The sequence below is a fragment of the Terribacillus sp. DMT04 genome (genome assembly GCF_019056395.1).
GTDB lineage: Bacteria > Bacillota > Bacilli > Bacillales > Amphibacillaceae > Terribacillus > Terribacillus aidingensis_A.
This window is the reverse complement of record NZ_CP077639.1, coordinates 2291856-2309844: the sequence shown is the minus strand read 5'-3', so window position 1 is coordinate 2309844 and position 17989 is coordinate 2291856. Positions and strand designations below refer to the sequence as shown.

General features: G+C 44.6%; 15 protein-coding genes, 1 pseudogene and 1 riboswitch. Of the genes and pseudogenes, 13 read left to right on the top strand and 3 right to left on the bottom strand.

Translation table 11 applies throughout. From position 1 onward, the window contains the following. Positions 1-123 precede the first annotated feature (123 nt). From KS242_RS12190 to KS242_RS12155, 8 genes are all read left to right on the top strand, one after another. Complete coding sequence (locus KS242_RS12190) at positions 124-1479, top strand: isochorismate synthase (RefSeq protein WP_217321580.1); 1356 nt, start codon at positions 124-126, stop codon at positions 1477-1479. Further along, a complete protein-coding gene (gene menD, locus KS242_RS12185; RefSeq protein WP_217321579.1) occupies positions 1476-3221 on the top strand; it encodes a 2-succinyl-5-enolpyruvyl-6-hydroxy-3-cyclohexene-1-carboxylic-acid synthase in 1746 nt (581 codons plus the stop codon). The genes KS242_RS12190 and menD overlap by 4 nt, the downstream gene beginning before the upstream one ends. Continuing rightward, on the top strand, positions 3214-4029 hold the full coding sequence (gene menH, locus KS242_RS12180) for a 2-succinyl-6-hydroxy-2,4-cyclohexadiene-1-carboxylate synthase (protein ID WP_217321578.1): 816 nt from the start codon (positions 3214-3216) through the stop codon (positions 4027-4029). The genes menD and menH overlap by 8 nt, the downstream gene beginning before the upstream one ends. Next, the gene (gene menB, locus KS242_RS12175) at positions 4029-4847 is read left to right on the top strand and encodes a 1,4-dihydroxy-2-naphthoyl-CoA synthase (RefSeq protein ID WP_077307923.1); all 819 of its coding nucleotides are present in this window, start codon (positions 4029-4031) and stop codon (positions 4845-4847) included. Before menH ends, menB begins: the two co-directional genes overlap by 1 nt. A 71-nt stretch (positions 4848-4918) precedes the next feature. Further along, positions 4919-6403, top strand: a complete 1485-nt coding sequence (locus KS242_RS12170) for an o-succinylbenzoate--CoA ligase (RefSeq protein ID WP_217321577.1) — start codon at positions 4919-4921, stop codon at positions 6401-6403. Next, positions 6394-7491 (top strand): o-succinylbenzoate synthase, encoded by a 1098-nt coding sequence (gene menC / locus KS242_RS12165; RefSeq protein ID WP_217321576.1) that lies wholly within the window; start codon positions 6394-6396, stop codon positions 7489-7491. The genes KS242_RS12170 and menC overlap by 10 nt, the downstream gene beginning before the upstream one ends. 63 nt (positions 7492-7554) lie before the next feature. Next, a complete protein-coding gene (locus KS242_RS12160) occupies positions 7555-7722 on the top strand; it encodes a YqaE/Pmp3 family membrane protein (RefSeq protein ID WP_217324143.1) in 168 nt (55 codons plus the stop codon). A 124-nt stretch (positions 7723-7846) separates the two neighbouring features. After that, on the top strand, positions 7847-8617 hold the full coding sequence (locus KS242_RS12155) for a SurA N-terminal domain-containing protein (RefSeq protein WP_217321575.1): 771 nt from the start codon (positions 7847-7849) through the stop codon (positions 8615-8617). Between the two features lie 53 nt (positions 8618-8670). Here KS242_RS12155 and KS242_RS12150 read toward each other — a convergent pair whose 3' ends face one another. Next, positions 8671-9510: a DUF6612 family protein gene (locus KS242_RS12150; RefSeq protein ID WP_217321574.1), complete on the bottom strand. Its 840-nt coding sequence runs from the start codon at positions 9508-9510 to the stop codon at positions 8671-8673. 367 nt (positions 9511-9877) lie between these two features. Between KS242_RS12150 and KS242_RS12145 the strand changes: the two genes are divergently transcribed. Both KS242_RS12145 and ytkD read left to right on the top strand, forming a co-directional pair. Continuing rightward, positions 9878-10408, top strand: coding sequence for a hypothetical protein (locus KS242_RS12145; protein WP_217321573.1), 531 nt, complete (start codon positions 9878-9880; stop codon positions 10406-10408). A 30-nt stretch (positions 10409-10438) separates the two neighbouring features. Further along, complete coding sequence (gene ytkD / locus KS242_RS12140; RefSeq protein WP_217321572.1) at positions 10439-10915, top strand: RNA deprotection pyrophosphohydrolase; 477 nt, start codon at positions 10439-10441, stop codon at positions 10913-10915. A gap of 45 nt (positions 10916-10960) precedes the next feature. Here ytkD and pckA read toward each other — a convergent pair whose 3' ends face one another. Further along, a complete protein-coding gene (gene pckA, locus KS242_RS12135) occupies positions 10961-12544 on the bottom strand; it encodes a phosphoenolpyruvate carboxykinase (ATP) (RefSeq protein WP_217321571.1) in 1584 nt (527 codons plus the stop codon). Positions 12545-12735: 191 nt separating this feature from the next. After that, positions 12736-12841: riboswitch (SAM riboswitch) on the top strand. A gap of 185 nt (positions 12842-13026) precedes the next feature. Here pckA and metK point away from each other — a divergent pair. Both metK and asnB read left to right on the top strand, forming a co-directional pair. Further along, positions 13027-14226 carry a methionine adenosyltransferase gene (gene metK, locus KS242_RS12130; protein ID WP_217321570.1) on the top strand — a complete coding sequence of 400 codons (1200 nt, stop codon included), beginning with the start codon at positions 13027-13029 and terminating at the stop codon, positions 14224-14226. Between the two features lie 131 nt (positions 14227-14357). Beyond that, a pseudogene (gene asnB / locus KS242_RS12125) lies at positions 14358-16264 on the top strand (asparagine synthase (glutamine-hydrolyzing)). 36 nt (positions 16265-16300) lie between these two features. Here the strand turns inward: asnB and KS242_RS12120 are convergent. Beyond that, the gene (locus KS242_RS12120; protein ID WP_217321569.1) at positions 16301-16810 is read right to left on the bottom strand and encodes a gamma carbonic anhydrase; all 510 of its coding nucleotides are present in this window, start codon (positions 16808-16810) and stop codon (positions 16301-16303) included. A 92-nt stretch (positions 16811-16902) separates the two neighbouring features. On the opposite strand from KS242_RS12120, the gene KS242_RS12115 reads away from it, so the two are divergent. Beyond that, positions 16903-17985, top strand: coding sequence for a tetraprenyl-beta-curcumene synthase family protein (locus KS242_RS12115; RefSeq protein ID WP_217321568.1), 1083 nt, complete (start codon positions 16903-16905; stop codon positions 17983-17985). The last annotated feature ends 4 nt before the right edge of the window (positions 17986-17989 follow it).

Below are 17989 nucleotides of genomic sequence, written 5' to 3'. Positions count from 1 at the left end.
AAGATAAGTAATCAAGTGCTAGTCCTTGTTAATCAGCGAAAAAGAGAATAGAATAGGGAAGGACATCTGAAATGTACGTTAACGAACAAACTTGTCCTTGCAGTAATGTGGAGGTCGGAAAAAATGATTCAACAATATATGACAGACTTCGAGTCTTTTCTTCGAAATGCTGCTGTACCAGCTGGGCAGCAGACACTAGTAAGCTGGACAGAAAAGATTAGTGGCATAGATCCGCTCCTTTTCTTCGCCAATGGCTCTTCCTTAAAAGGAGAGCGTCATTTCTGGTATAGCCAGAAAGATGATTTTTATTTAGTTGGTGCAGGACCAGCCATTATGGACATGCGTTCGTCTCAAGAATGGGAGCATGTTATAGAAAGTGCAATAGTTCACAATCTTTCAGCGGTACCCGGGACAGGGCCAGTCGCCTTTTGCGGAAACAACTTTCAAACAGAGCAGTTGCGTCAGTTGTGGAAGGACTTTCCTGCTGCGCAATATCGTATTCCTGCTTTTACTTTGACCAAAACAAAGGCAAACTATTATTTAACAATTAACCAGCTTGTAGATGGCACCGATGTAAACGAGGCTGTTACGATTATTTTGGAACAGCTTGAGACACTGATGGCTGATTGCACACAATCAGATTCCCCAATGAAGCTGACAAATAAGCAAGAGTTGGAGCCTGAAATGTGGAAACGATTAGTCAAAGAAGCAACGGACACAATAAAAGCAACAGACTTGGATAAAGTCGTGTTAGCTCGAGCAATGAAACTGGAATTTGCAGAAAAACTGCAAGCGGCTACTGTACTTCGAAACTTGATGAACAGGCAGCAAGATAGTTTCATTTTTGCTGTAGAAAATGGTACGGCATGTTTTATTGGAGCTACACCAGAGCGACTCGTTCGTGTTGAAGCAGGAACATTGCACACAAGCTGTGTCGCAGGCACGGCGCCACGCGGAAAAGATGCTGCAACGGATGCAGCGATTGGAAAAGCATTGCTTGAAGACAGCAAAAACCGTGAAGAGCACCAATATGTGGTCGAGATGATTACAGGTGTTATTCGCAAATATACCGTTAATTTACAGCTTCCTGCTGGACCGGAATTGATGAGGTTACGTCAGCTCCAGCATTTATATACGCCTGTTTCGGCAGATATACGAAACGGAGCTTCCATGCAGCAAATCGTACAAGAACTGCATCCAACGCCAGCTTTAGGCGGGCTGCCAAAGGAAAAAGCACTTGCTTTTATCTCGGACAGAGAACCGCTGGAGCGCGGCTGGTACGGTGCGCCGATTGGCTGGATGGATAGCTATCAGAATGGTGATACAGCAGTAGCAATTCGTTCTGGATTGCTGGACGGCAAGCAAGCTGTCTTATTTGCAGGCTGCGGCGTTGTAAAAGATTCCGATCCAGAATTGGAATTTGAAGAAACTGCAATAAAATTCCGTCCGATGTTGGAAGCGCTGGAGGTAACAGAATGAGTCATATACAAACGTTAACCAAATATGTCGGACATTTTGTGGATGCTCTTTGGCGAAGCGGAGTCGAGCAGGTGGTCATTTCACCAGGCTCCAGATCGACGCCGCTTGCTTTATTAATGACAGAACATCCGCATATGAAGCAGTGGGTAAACTTGGATGAGCGTTCGGCTGCATTTTTTGCGCTTGGTTTGGCAAAGCAAAGTCAAAAACCGGTAGCGCTTGTATGTACATCAGGAACAGCAGCAGCTAATTATATGCCAGCTGTTGTGGAAGCATTTTACAGCAGAGTCCCGCTAATTTTGTTGACAGCTGATCGCCCGCATGAATTGCGTGATGTAGGAGCGCCGCAGGCAATCAACCAGATTCAACTGTATGGCGGGTTCGTCAAATGGTTCCATGAAATGATGCTGCCGGAAGCAAATCCTGCCGCATTACGGTATGTGCAGCAGCAAGCTGCCAGAGCGATGCAGCAAGCACTAGAAGGCAATGCAGGTCCTGTTCATCTTAATTTTCCTTTCCGCGAGCCGTTAACACCGGACTTCACGATGGAGAATATATGGTCTTCAGGCGAAAATACGGTTGAGCCATCTTTATATGGAACTTCACAAATAAATGAACAGCTAGTCAGCCAGCTTGCCGAAATCCTGGCATCTGGTAAGAAAGGGCTATTAGTCGTTGGACCGCAAGAAGACAAGGCACTCGCACAGGCTGTTGTGCAGGTAGCCAAAGCATGGCAGATCCCTGTATTGGCAGATCCGTTATCACAGCTGCGAAGCGGAGATCATGACAAAGAGCCGATTATCGAAACGTACGATACAATTTTGAAATCAGCGTCTGTTCGAGAACGGCTGCAGCCAGATTATATTATTCGTTTCGGTGCAATGCCAGTATCTAAGCCATATTTATTCTTGTTGAAAGAAAACCCAGCGGTCAAGCATATTGTAGTTGAAAACCATGCAGGCTACCGAGAGCCAGTAGGAATGCATACGCAATTCATTTATTGCAATCCGGCTGCGCTTTGCGAAGCATTGGCAGAACAATCTGCTGGAACACGCGATACTTGGCTTCCGGTGTGGCAACAGATGAATCGCATTGCTTGTGACGTGCTGCAAGATGATGCAGCGCAACAAGAACTGACAGAAGGTACAACGGTGCAGGATATCCTGCGGGAAACACCAGCAGACAGTCATGTATTCGTCGGAAACAGCATGCCGATACGTGATTTGGACAGTTTTTTCTTTGCAACCGATAAACACGTCCAACCTTGGTGCAATCGCGGAACAAATGGTATTGATGGTGTTGTCTCTACCGCATTAGGAGTTGCAGCCAGTGGCAAACGAACAACGCTTGTCATTGGAGATCTTTCTTTCTATCATGATATGAATGGTCTGATGCTGGGGCGAAATTATGGTCTCGATTTAACCATTGTTGTGATTAACAATAATGGCGGGGGCATTTTCTCCTTCCTGCCGCAGGCGCAGGAAGCTGCCCACTTTGAGGCACTATTTGGAACACCAACCAATTTAGATTTCGCCCATGCAGCGAATTTGTATCAGCTGCCATACACATTGGCAGCTGACCGCAATGCTTTCTCGCATGCTTTACAAGAAAGCTATCAGACAAAAGGGATGCACCTTATTGAAGTGCGTACCGAACGGGAAGCGAATGTCAGCTGGCACCGGGGAAAATGGCAGCAAGCCGAACAGCAGCTGTTAACATATTTGGAGCAGCATCATGCTTGATTTTCATTATGTGGAAACTGGCAGTAAACAAGCAAGCTCGACACTGCTGCTGTTTCACGGTTTCACAGGTACAAACCAGACATGGGTGCCTTTTCTTGAATCATGGAGTGCGGCGCATCGAGTGATTGCAATTGATATGCCAGGGCATGGTAAAACAGAGAGCTCTGATACAATCACGATGGAAAGCTTTACAGATGCTGTTGCGGCGTTTCTGGACAAGCATGCTATAAATGAAGTAAAGCTATTAGGCTACTCGATGGGCGGCCGGGCAGCTCTTTCGTTTGCTTGCCGTTATCCAGAAAAAGTGAATGGCCTCCTGTTAGAGAGTGCTTCTCCAGGTTTGAAGACAGAGGAAGGCAGACGTGCCAGGCAGCAGCAGGATGAGCGGCTGGCACAGCGTTTGGAAACAGGGGGGCTGGAGGAGTTTGTCGGCTTCTGGGAAAAAATTCCGCTGTTTGAAACGCAAAAAAGTTTGCCAATATCCATTCAGAAACAAATTAGGCAGGAGAGGCTTTCGCAGCAGGCAAGCGGCCTGGCTGCATCGCTTCGGACGATGGGAACTGGCAAGCAAACTTCGAATTGGGACAAGCTTTCCCTTTTGGATAGACCAGTTGTGCTGGTCGCTGGTGCAATGGATCACAAGTTCGTCGGCATCAATCAGGAGATGGAGAAACAGCTGCCAAACGCATCTTTACATATCGCTGCAGCAGCTGGTCACAGCGTCCATGTTGAACAACCGCGAATTTTTGATAAAATAGTAAGAAGATACTTGCTTCATGATGAAGCAGACATAATGGAGGAATCATAATGACAATTACATGGGAAGCTACCCGTACGTATGATGATATTTTATACGAAGAGTACAACCAAATCGCAAAAATCTCAATTAATCGCCCGGAAGTACGCAACGCGTTTCGTCCGCATACGGTAAATGAATTGATCGATGCGTTTACATACGCACGTGACGACTCAAACATCGGCGTTATCGTTTTAGCAGGTGTTGGCGAAAAAGCATTCTGCTCCGGCGGTGACCAGAAAGTTCGCGGTCATGGCGGCTATGTTGGAGAAGACCAAGTGCCGCGCTTGAACGTACTAGATTTACAGCGCTTAATTCGTGTTATTCCTAAACCAGTCGTAGCGGAAGTTTCCGGTTATGCAATTGGCGGCGGTCATGTACTGCATGTAGTATGTGACTTGACAATTGCTGCAGACAACGCAATCTTCGGACAAACTGGTCCTCGTGTCGGCAGCTTTGATGCAGGATACGGTGCTGGTCTGCTTGCGCGCAATATTGGTCAAAAGAAAGCCCGCGAAATTTGGTTCCTATGCCGTCAGTACAATGCACAAGAAGCATTGGATATGGGCTTAGTTAATACCGTTGTGCCTTTGGATCAGCTGGAAGCAGAAACGGTTAAATGGTGTGAAGAGATGCTATCTATGTCTCCAACAGCATTGCGTTTCTTGAAAGCTTCTCTCAATGCAGATACAGATGGACTTGCTGGTTTGCAGCAAATGGGGGGAGATGCAACATTGCTTTATTACACAACAGATGAAGCGAAAGAAGGCCGCGACGCGTTTAAAGAGAAACGTACGCCTGACTTCAAAAAATTCCCGCGTTTCCCTTAATAGACAGAAAGACAGAACCTTTGCGATTTGCTGCAAAGGTTCTTCTTTATGAAAAATAGGAGTTGATAAAGATGTCAGATAAGATACCGCATTGGCTGCAAAAGCAGGCAGAACTTAATCCTAACCGTTTGGCAGCTGAGACACCAGAAGGAAGGAAGCTGACCTTTCGCCAGCTGCATGGAGCGGCGGATAATGCTGCAGGACGTCTCGCTACTCTCGGTATTACAAAAGATTCGCGAGTTGCTGTGCTGTCGCCAAACAGCGTAGAAATGATTGTGCTTATTCATGCGTTAAGCTATATCGGTGCAACGCTTATTTTGCTGAATACAAGACTGACTACTTCGGAATGGGCGTACCAGCTGCAAGATAGTGAGGCAGATGTGTTGCTTGCCGCTGCAGCTTATGAGCAAGCGGCTGGGGAGACGGGCGCTGCTGTGTACACAATGGAGAACTTGGAGCAGCAAGCAGTATCTCCCTATACTCGCTGCACAGAGCTTTCGCTCGATAACGTGTTCAGCATCATTTATACGTCCGGCACAACAGGCAATCCGAAAGGGGTAGAGCATACTTACGGCAATCATTGGTGGAGCGCAATTGGATCGGCACTGAATCTGGGACTTTCTCAACATGATAAGTGGCTGTCACCGCTGCCAATGTTTCATGTAGGCGGCTTATCTACTATCTTTAAAAGTGCAATTTATGGAATGCCGTTGTATGTGACAAAAAGCTTTGATGAGCAAACTGTTCAAACAGCGATTCTGCAGCATGGCGTTACAATTGTATCAGTGGTGACAGTCATGCTGCAGCGTTTGCTGCGACTGCAAGAGCAAGACGGTGTCACGTATCCGGAGACGTTTCGCTGTATGCTGCTCGGAGGGGGACCTGCCCCGCTTCATCTGCTTGAAGAAGCAAAAACGCGCGCCATCCCTGTGTTCCAATCCTATGGCATGACAGAAACTGCATCGCAAATTGTTACACTAAGCCCAGAAGATAGTATCCGGAAACTCGGATCGGCTGGCAAGGCACTCGTCCCGGCGCAGTTGCGGATTATGGGGACGTCTGGTCTCGCGCAACCAGAGGAAGCAGGGGAAATTCAAGTGAAAGGCCCGATGATTACAAAAGGCTATTACCGCAATGCAAACGCTACGCTATCGGCATTTCAGGAAGGATGGCTTGCGACAGGTGATATTGGCTATACCGATGGAGATGGCTATTTGTACGTTTTGGATCGCAGAAAAGATTTAATTATCTCTGGCGGTGAGAATGTGTACCCGGCCGAGGTGGAGAATGTTCTTTCCAGTCATCCAAGCATTCAGGAAGCCGCTGTTGTTGGGAAAGCAGATGCACGCTGGGGGATGGTGCCAGCCGCTTTTCTTGTAAAACAGCAAGAAGTAAGTATAGAAGAACTGCAAGCATACTGTGAAGAAAGACTGGCGCGTTATAAGATTCCAAAGAACTGGCAATGGGTAGGAGAGCTGCCGCGAAATGCCAGCAATAAGCTGATGCGATATAAGCTGCAAGCGTTATTGGAAGAGGACAGTGAATCATGCAGATAAGAAGTTATCGGTTATTCCACTACACGCTGCCGCTGAAACAGCCGTTCACCACACATGCTGGTGCAATACAGGAACGAGAAGGAATTATTTTAGAGCTGCAAGATACAGATGGGCGTATCGGCTATGGAGAAGGAGTGGCTTTTGCGGTTCCTTTCTATACGAGCGAGACAGTCGCGTCCAGCTGGATGCTTCTGCAGCGTTCGCTGCTTCCGTTTCTATTCGAGAGTCAGATAACGCATCCGACGGATATTCCGGGGCTGTTTGCTGGCATTGTTGGCAATCAAATGGCCAAGGCGGCGGTAGAAGGTGCCGTATGGGATTTGTATGCAAAACAGCAAAATAAGAGTCTTGCTTCCTGTATTGGCGGGACGCAAACGAAAGCGAAAGCTGGAGCTGTGATTAGTCTTTCGGATAACTTGGAGCAGACGATTGAAATGGTCCATCAACAAGGATTTGAACGCGCAAAGCTGAAGGTGGAGAAATATAAAGAGCGGCAGGCGATCGAACGAGTGATGCAAATCGATGATAGCTTGTCACTCATGATTGATGGAAATGGTATGTATAAGCAAGCTGACATACCATTGCTTGCCGACCTGGACAGTTTAGAGCTGCAGATGATTGAGCAGCCGTTTGCACCAGGAGATGTGGTGCTGCATCAGCGGCTGCAAAAGCAGATGAAAACACCTATCTGCCTAGATGAAACTGTGGAAAGCTGGGAAGATGCTTGGCAGGCGTTGGAACTGCAAGCTTGCCGAACGATCAATATTAAAATTGGACGCGTTGGCGGAATGACCGCAGCAATTCGCATTCATGATCTTTGTCAGCAAGCCGGCTTGCCTGTTTGGTGTGGCGGGATGGTCGAATCAGGAATTTCCAAGGCGCATAATCTTGCGCTCGCATCACTGCCTGGTTTCACAATTCCGGGAGATTTATCTGGCTCTGACAGACACTTTACGCGTGACATACTGCAGCAGCCACTTCGTGTGGAAAAAGGCAGTATCGCCATTCCAGACGGTCCGGGAATAGGTGTTGAGGTGGACGCAGAATATTTAGCTTATGTCTCTCGTGACATCGTACAAGGCGGATAGGTGTCAAAAGACATAGATATGGGTATATCTATACTAGTGCAACTTAGAGGAGGAATACCTATGTTGATGTATATATTAGCAATTCTATTACCGCCAGTAGCCGTGTTATTTACCGGCAAACCGTTCAAAGCATTGCTGAATTTAGCTTTAACACTGCTATTTTTCGTCCCAGGTGCAGTACATGCTGCCCTTGTTGTAAAGGACCATAAAGACCGCAAAAAGTTTGCCTAAGAAAGGCGCCCTGCAAATGGGCGTCTTTCTCTTACTTTTCTACTAAAAAGACGTGGTATACTTGAGTTGTGTATCTTTAGATGTTACATTCGTAACCATAGAACAAGAGAGGGGTTTCTGTAATATGAAACGATTAACGACCCTATGCTTGATGCTGGTGCTTGCATTAGTATTAGCCGCATGCGGGAATGATGAGGATAAATCCGATAATTCATCCAGCGCCGACACAGAGGAAGCGCAGAAACAGCAAGAAGAAGCACAAAAGCAAATGGAAGAAATGCAGAAGAAACTTGAGAAACAGCAAGTAGATGCGGATAAAACAGTTGCTACCGTCAATGAAACAGAGATTAAAGGCGAAGAATATAATGCCCTTCTAGCTCAAGCTCAACAGCAATCGCAAACTAGCGGCGCTGATCCGACGACGGATGATGCTGCCAAGGAACTGAAAGATCAAGTGCTAAAGAGCCTAGTTGGCAATGAATTACTGCTTCAAGCCGCGACAAATAATGATTATGAAGTATCCGATAAAGAAGTAAACGAAGAATTGCAATCAGCAAAAGACCAGCTTGGAAGTGAAGATAAATTTGCAGAAGCGTTAAAAGCGACAGGCTCAACGGAGGAAGAATACAAGCAGCAATTAAAAGAAGGTTTGCTTGTAACGAAGTACGTTGAAAACGAACTGTCACCGAAAGAAGTAACAGAAGACGATATGAAGAGTTATTATGAAAAAATGGAGCAGCAAGCAAAAGAAAGTAAGCAAGAAGACAGCTTGCCGAAATATGAGGAAGTAAAAGAGCAGCTTAAAACAGTAATGGAACAGCAGAATCTGCAGACCGTTATGCTTGATAAGGTGGACGAGCTGGAGAAGGATGCAGACGTAGAATATAAGATTTAAGTTTAAAAAGACATCACAAGGAGGCGGTACTCCCAGTGATGTCTTTTGTTATATTAATACGTTATCGTTGTCTCTGGTTCACTTGGCGCAGTTTCCGCCGAAAGATCTATAGCGGTTTCCGCTTTTGAAGGAAGCTCGATTGTCTCAAAACCGTTAAAGTTAGACATATCCATATTGAGAACGCCGTCGAAATGTGTTTCTGAACCAGATTCTGTCATGCTGCCTGCTATATCGAATTTTGTATTTGTCATATAATTTGTCTGCTTATCTATCGTAATTGTGTAATCAAACGCATCAAACGTGACGTCTTCTACACCGCGCACTTCCGCCATAGAAGTACCTAATTCTTGTTCCATGACTTCCATCATTTTGTCCTCAGCAATGGCTACATCCAGCACGTACGCTGAATCTGTCTCGGAGACTTCAATGCTGTCAGACAGTTCTTGAATCTCTTTGAGTCTGTCAGTAGGATTTTGTGTCGCTTCACTTGTATCAGGAATAGTTGATTGCGAAGCACTGTCCATCTTCAGCCACATATCTGTGGTCGGTTCATACATATAAATCATATCATCCTTTAAATACGTTTCCAGCTCTTCTCCCATAACTTCCATCTTCAGTTTAAACTCAAATGGATCCTGCATAATGGATCCGCTATAGTTTGATTCGGTAGTCTGTTCTAATCCATCCATCATAATAGTTGCGTTTGTAGTCATGCTCATATCAAAACTATTCAGTTCTTCATTTGCTTCGTAACTTTTGCTAAGAATTTCTTCTGCTGTAGGTGTTTTTTCTTTTTCTTCCTCACTTGATGAGGAGGCTCCTTCTGCCCCGCAGCCTGTCAAAAATAATGCTGCCGCAAGTATAAACAATCCTGCATGCTTTTTTCTTTTCATAAAAATCCCTCCAAAAATGTAATCGTGCTGATTGTGAATCCAAGACGCGTATTTCGATAAACATTGTTACAGAAGCATATGGATCAGCTGTTATGGAAACAATACCCAATTGGTGTCGAGATTATTACGATTTTTTTCGGATATATTACAAAAAGTGACAATTAAGGAGAATATACTATATACCTTATTCGGCTTGCGCAACATAAAGATAGGAATTACCTATCCATATCAAGATTAGTAGGTGTTTGGGAGGAGGTTAATGAGATTGATGCCATTGGAGACAAAGTTAACTAAAGCAAACATATGGGTTTTAAATAACCTAAGATGAGGAATACCTAATACTAAGACTAAATAAGGAGGAATACATATGAGACGTTCATCTTGGAAGAAAGCACTTGCTGTCATAATCACACTCCTAGTCCCAATTACATTTGCGCTATCATACCATTCAGAGAATATATTCGCAGTAACGACAGAGAGCAGTCAGGCAGCGGAAGACCAAACAACTGAAAAGCAAGAGCTGACACAAGCTCAAATTAATAAACTGACAGCTGCATTTATGGACAAGATTACACAAGATATTGATGCAAACTATAAGGTCATCAACTACGATACGAAGGAAGAACTATTGAAAAGCTTCGATGAGGTGGCTGCCAGAACGGTAAGCAAACCTATGGTTGACTTTTACTTCACAGAGAAGGCAGACGGGTTATATATTGTGCCAACTGAAACACCTGCATGGTACAATCCAGATAATTCATACAAAGTAAAAACAGAGTCCGATAAGTATGTTACAATTACACAAAGCAATGCAGATGAACTGCACGGTAATTATACAATCGAAATCAAATTCTTGTATGACGGAGGCTGGAAGATCGCAGAAGTCAAATACTTGTAGGTTTGATGTGAAGAAGAAGGCAGTGGGACGATGATTACATTCAGAGATTACTACAATAATGAAGTGAAGATGTCTTTCGCCGACCATCCATTTTCTGATCACCCTAAACATGTTTGGGTCATATGCCGGTATGGCAGTAAGTGGCTGTTAACGCGGCATAAAGATCGGGGATTGGAATTCCCGGGCGGTAAAGTAGAAAAAGGCGAGACCGCAGAACATGCGGCAATGCGGGAAGTAATGGAGGAGACAGGCGGTGTTGTACAGCAGCTTAAATATGTTGGCCAATACTTTGTAGCCGGCAAGGCAGGTCATATTGTGAAAAATGTCTATTACGCCATTATTTCGGAGATGAAAAAGAAGTCTAACTATCTGGAAACATATGGTCCGGTGCTTGTTGATCGGTTTCCTTCCCATTTGGCGCAGCAGGCTGATTACAGTTTCATGATGAAAGATAAAGTATTGCCAAGTGCACTGCACCACATAAATAACTTAGAGAAATCCATGTAAAAGGACTGCCCTGAAGCGTTCGGCTTCGGTGGCAGTCCTTTTCTGTTATTTATATAACGGACCTGCTTGGCGAATGGCCTCATCAATAAAATCGAATTTCTCAAAATTACGATGAAACTTCGTTGCTAGTTCCTGTGCTTTTTCTTTGTAAGCAGTTTTATTCTCCCATGCATTTTCAGGCATTAAGAGGGCAGTCGGTACGTCTGGGCAAGAAACTGGAACATGCAAGCCGAAAATCTCGTCCTCGGCTGTACGGATATCTTTCAGCTCTCCTGACAGTGCCGCTTGCACCATTCTTCTCGTATACGTAAGTTTCATTCTCGCGCCTGTGTGATAGTCGCCGCCAGTCCAACCTGTATTCACGAGATACACCTCTGCATGGTGTGTGCTGATCTTATCGCCTAGCATCTCTGCATAAACAGCGGGTGCAAGCGGAAGGAATGGAGCGCCAAAACAAGTAGAGAACGTTGCTTCTGGTTCAGTAACACCTCGCTCTGTGCCGGCAAGCTTACTCGTATACCCACTTAAGAAATGATACATTGCTTGTTCGGTCGTCAGTTTGCTGATAGGGGGAAGTACTCCGGTAGCATCAGCAGTCAGAAAAACGATTGTCTTCGGTTGACCAGCCTTGCTTTTTGGAAGGCTTCCTTCTATATAATCAATCGGATAAGCGGCACGGGTGTTTTCAGTTACCGACCCATCATCATAGTCACATACGCCATTCTCATTTACCGTGACGTTTTCAAGGATAGTGCCGAATTTGATTGCTCCGTGGATTTCCGGTTCTTTCTCAGCAGATAAGTTAATGCACTTAGCATAGCATCCGCCTTCTATGTTGAAGACGCCGTCCGGAGACCACCCATGTTCATCATCTCCAATCAAAGGGCGATTGGAATCTGCAGAAAGTGTTGTCTTGCCTGTGCCTGATAAACCGAAGAATAAAGCTGTATCTCCGTCTGCTCCGACATTGGCAGAGCAATGCATGGGCATGACTTCCTGCTGCGGCAGTAAGAAATTCATAACAGAGAAGATGGATTTCTTCATTTCACCGGCATATTCTGTTCCGCCGATAACGATAACACGCTGTTTGAATGATACAACGACAAATGCTTCCGAGTTTGTGCCATCAACAGCTGGATCTGCTTTCACACCAGGTGCCGAAATAACAGTGAAAGCAGGTTTATGTGCTGCCAGCTCTTCATCAGATGGCCGGATGAACAGCTGATGAGCAAATAAATTGTGCCACGCGTACTCATTGATTACTTGAATTGGTAAATGATAACGTTCATCCGCTCCAGCAAAACCCTGGAAGGAGAAAACTTCTTCTTGAGCCTGTAAGTAATTCACAGCCTTATCTAATAAATGCTCAAATATTTCTTCGCTGATGGGCTGGTTCACTTTACCCCAGTCTACTTTATTTTCGGAGAGTTCGTCTTGTACGATAAATTTATCCTTAGGTGAGCGTCCAGTATACTTTCCGGTAGCTGCTCGCAAGGCGCCTGTTTCTGTCAGACGCGCTTCATGACGGGATAGTGCCGCCTCTGTCAGCTGTGCCACAGATAAGTTTCTTTTTACATTTGGCTGATTGCGTAATTCCTCTAAAGCTGCTGCTGCATGCATCATTCGCATTTAAGATCCCGCCCTTTGTTTTGTTTAATTTATAATAGTATAACACATTAAGATATTAATACATACTATTTTAAATTGCAATGAAAATGTCAAATTGGAACGTATAGCAATCCCTATATACACAGTCGGTATTTGTAGGATTTTATTGACTTATGGGCGTTGTTTCGATAACATAAGTGCGAGCGGAAACACTCTTATTCAGAGTAGGCGGAGGGACAGGCCCTAAGAAACCCGGCAACCGTCACAACACGTGAAATGGTGCTCAACCTGAGCAAGGGATACCTTGAACGATAAGAGAGGGAATAAGCCAGCCTTCTGTTATGCATAGAAGGTTTTTTTCATGTCACGGCTTAATACTAAAAAAAGAGCAATACTAATTGTAGTGCTCTTTCAAACCTTCACCCATTATCAAGTTTCTTAATAACATACTTGGAAAGAGTAGAACTTCCGTATTAATTGTAGTTGAAGGGGGATTTGGCAGAATGACTGCTAATCGTCGATTATTTACCTCAGAATCCGTTACTGAAGGCCACCCGGATAAAATCTGTGACCAAATCTCGGATGCTATATTAGATGAAATCCTGTCCAAGGATCCAAATGCCCGTGTTGCTTGTGAGACAACAGTGACCACAGGGCTAGTGCTTGTCGCAGGTGAAATCACGACAAGTGCTTATGTTGATATTCAAAGTATCGTGCGCAACACGATCAAAGAAATTGGTTATACCCGTGCAAAATACGGCTTTGATGCTGATACGTGTGCTGTTTTAACAGCAATCGATGAGCAATCCCCTGATATTGCAGGCGGAGTCAATCAAGCATTGGAAGCTCGCGAAGGGCATATGTCAGACGAAGAGATTGATGCAATTGGTGCTGGCGACCAAGGATTAATGTTTGGTTATGCCAGCAATGAAACGCCTGAATTTATGCCGCTTCCTATTTCGCTTGCTCACCGCCTTTCCAAGCAATTGGCTAAGGTGCGGAAAGATGAGGTTGTGGACTACTTGCGTCCAGATGGTAAAACACAAGTAACAGTAGAATACGATGAAAATAATCAGCCGGTGCGGATTGATACCATCGTCATTTCCACACAGCACCACCCAGAAGCAGAACAGGCGCAGATTCATGCTGACTTAAAAGAGCTTGTCATCAAGCCTGTTGTTCCTGCTGAATTGCTGGATGAAGATACAAAATACATTATTAACCCGACAGGACGTTTCGTTATTGGGGGTCCTCAAGGTGATGCTGGTTTGACTGGCCGTAAGATTATCGTCGACACGTACGGTGGCTATGCACGTCACGGAGGCGGTGCTTTCAGCGGAAAAGATGCTACAAAAGTGGATCGTTCCGGAGCTTATGCAGCGCGTTATGTGGCGAAAAATATCGTCGCAGCTGGTCTTGCAGATAAATGTGAAGTACAGCTTGCGTATGCAATTGGTGTTGCTGAACCGGTTTCTATCAGTATTGATACATTCGGAACAGGCAAACAAACGCAAGAAGCTTTGGTGAATGCAGTACGCGATCTATTTGATTTACGTCCAGCTGGTATCATCAAGATGCTGAACCTGCGTCAGCCAATCTACAAAGATACAGCTGCGTACGGTCATTTTGGACGCACAGACAAAAACTTCCCTTGGGAGCAGACAGACAGAGCAGCACAGCTGAAAAGCTATACATTCGCATAATCTGTTAAAAGCAAGAGCGCAATTTTCGCTCTTGCTCTTTTTGTGCCGGCACCCATATTCTTGATACAAGATTCGAATTGTTTTGTGCTATAATTAAAGGCTAGAAGGAATGAAAGAGAGGCTAAATGTAAATGTGTGGTTTGATTGGCGTCATTAGAAAAAACGTAAAACAACTAACGCAAGCTGAAAAGGATAAATTCCAACAACAAAACAACATCATCACCCACCGCGGACCGGATGATGAAGGATATTACCATGATGAGCATGTCTCATTCGGTTTCCGCCGTTTGAGTATTATTGATATTGAAGCTGGTGTACAGCCATTGAGTTATGATGACGAGAGAATTTGGATGGTCTTCAATGGTGAGATTTACAACTATGTTGAGCTGCGCGAAGATTTGCTGAAAAAAGGTTCAACCTTTAAAACAGAATCCGATACAGAGGTCATTGCTGCGATGTACCATACATACGGAGCAGAGGCTTTTAAAGAGCTTCGCGGTATGTTCAGCATTTTGCTATGGGACAAAGAGAAGAAAACATTCTACGGAGCGCGTGATCCATTCGGAATTAAACCGCTCTTCTACAAAGAAACCGACGATGACATCTTCTTTGCATCTGAGAAGAAGAGTATTACGCTTCTTGAAGAAACCGAGACAGTTGATACGGAAGCATTGCAGCAGTATTTGAGCTATCAGTACGTACCGGAACCGCTTACGATGACAGAAGGGATTAAGCGAGTGGAGCCAGGTCATTACTTTGTGAAGCGTGAAGGGGAGCCGATGGAATTGCATCGCTACTGGCATGCGACATTCTCACCGAAAATCATGGACAAGCAAGCTTGGATTACACGCATTCAAGATGTGCTGCATGATTCTGTCAGCAAGCATATGCGCAGTGATGTGCCGGTAGGATCGTTCCTTTCCGGGGGATTGATTCTTCGATTATTGTAGCAATTGCCAAGCAATTTAACCCGAACTTGAAAACTTTCTCGGTAGGATTTGAACGCGAAGGCTTCTCTGAAGTGGATGTAGCGAAAGAAACCGCTGAGAAAATTGGTGTGGAGAACTACTCGCATATTATTACGCCAGAAGAGTATTTGGAAAAACTTCCGAAAATCATGTGGCATATGGATGACCCACTAGCGGACCCATCCGCAATTGCGTTGTATTTCGTAGCGAGAGAAGCGAGTAAACATGTGACAGTTGCACTGTCTGGTGAAGGTTCTGATGAGCTATTCGGCGGGTATAATATTTACCGCGAACCAGAATCTCTGCGTATGTTTGACAGCATTCCAGGTCCTGCTAAAGCCCTGCTTAATCGTGTGGCAAAAGTTCTTCCAGAAGGCGTACGCGGAAAGAGTTTCTTAGAGCGCGGTACAACACCACTGAAAGATCGCTATATCGGTAATGCGAAGATGTTTGAAAAACATGACTTGCAAAAACTGTTGAAAACGTACGATGATTCCATTAGTTATCAGCAGCTAACGGCGCCATTGTATGAGAATGTTAAAAACGAATCACTCGTTGATCAGATGCAATACATCGACATTCATACATGGCTGCGCGGAGACATCTTGTTGAAAGCAGATAAAATGACGATGGCGCATTCTCTTGAGCTGCGCGTGCCTTTCCTTGATAAAGAAGTATTCCGTGTTGCACGTGAGATACCAGAAGATTTGAAGATTGCAAACAACACGACGAAAAGCTTGCTGCGTGAAGCGGTAGAAGGCATTGTGCCGGATCACGTACTAAACCGTAAGAAACTTGGTTTCCCGGTACCAATGCGCCACTGGTTGAAGAACGAACTAAACAGCTGGGCGAAAACATTGATTCACGAAAGTCAGACAGATCATTTGCTGCATAAAGATTATATTTTGAATTTACTAGAGGCGCACTGCCAAGGAAAAGGGGATTACAGCCGTAAGATCTGGACTGTACTTGCCTTCATGCTATGGCATCAAATCTATGTGGAGCGCAAATATGACTTCGCAGAGTTCCAAAAAGTTGATAAAGTAGGAAGTAAATTACAGACTACTTAAGTAGAAAAGCCGTTCCTGCTGCAGGAACGGCTTTTCTTACGTTGTCTCTTTATATTGCTTGCTTTTAGTTATATATTCTATTCGGATGCGTTCCATATCCCGGTAATCAGCATCCGTCAAATCCCGTACAACTTTTGCTGGTCTGCCAAAGGCAAGTTTGCCCGCAGGTATCGTCTTTCCGGGAGGCACGAGAGAACCTGCGCCAAGGTATGCGCCATCTTCAATAATAGCGCCATCTAGTACGAGAGAACCCATACCAACAAGAGAATTTTTACCAATTGTGCAAGAATGCAGTGTAACTTGGTGACCAATCGTAGCTCCTTCCTTTATAATAAGAGGAAGGTTAGGACTTTGGTGAAGCATGCAAAAATCTTGTACATTGGCACCTTCTCCAATTACTACGGGAGAAACATCTCCACGAATGACTGTCTTAAACCAAATACTCGCATCCTTTTTAATTGTGACATCGCCTGTGATAACAGCATCCGGAGCTACATAAGCTTCCTTATGAACATGTGGACGTTTCTTGTCGTATTCGTAAATCATTTGAATACTCCTTTCGTTTATGTTCTTATAGACTTACTAGTTTTTTTAGAAAGAAAGAGATAATACCGGAATTCGAGGAGCGAAATCATACTATGGCCCAACAAATACCGAAATCATCAGTTTTACTTATGCATCAAGTATATCGGAAAATTTTCCCGGAAGTACATAAAGAATTAGAAGTGTGGACAAAACGAGCAGAGGCAATTCCTAATCCGGAACTTCGTAAACAGGCTTTGGAAAGTATTCGAACGAAGCGATTTCACTGTCAAGGCGGAGCTGTATACAGCCTGCTCGCTGGCGATGCCTGGAAACAATCGATTAAATTTATTATTGCTTATCAAACTATCAGTGACTACCTAGATAATCTTTGTGACCGCAGTACTTCACTTGATCCCGATGATTTTCGTCTGCTGCACCAATCCATGCTGGATGCACTGCAGCCTGGTGAGTCTTTAAAAGATTATTATGCGCTCCGTGAAGAACGGGAAGATGGCGGCTACTTGCATGCGCTCGTGTCTACATGTCAAACGATTTTAAGCAAGCAGCCGAATCTGAAGATAATTCAGCCGTATTTGCTAAAGTTATCTGGTTTGTATGGTGACTTGCAAGTGCACAAGCATGTTGCGAAAGAAGAGCGGATGGAACGACTTACAAATTGGTTTGCTGACCACCAAGCGGAGTATCAGGATTTAAGCTGGTATGAATTTTCCGCCTGCAGCGGTTCCACGTTAGGTATATTCTGTTTTGTATCTTATGGTATGGGTATGGAACTTCATCATCAGCTGGCAGATGATATTTACCGCAGTTATTTCCCTTATATGCAAGGATTGCATATTCTGCTGGATTACTATATTGACCAAATGGAAGACGAAGAAGAAGGCGATTTGAATTTCTGTCATTATTACAGAGATTCAGAGGAGATGCGCGAAAGACTTCTCTATTTTATCGACCGGACCAACGAAAGCGTTCAGCAGCTTCCGCACGCTTCCTTCCATGAGATGGTGCATCACGGCCTTGTGGGCCTGTACTTAGCAGACCGGAAAGTGAACTTGTTAGCAGATGGCAAACAAACGATTAAGTCTTTGCTGCGTGCAAGTGGGAATAAGTCGAAATTTTTCCATCTGAATGTAAAAGCTTATAACAAAATGAAAGAAGCGCGTACCCCGATTAGCTAGGGGT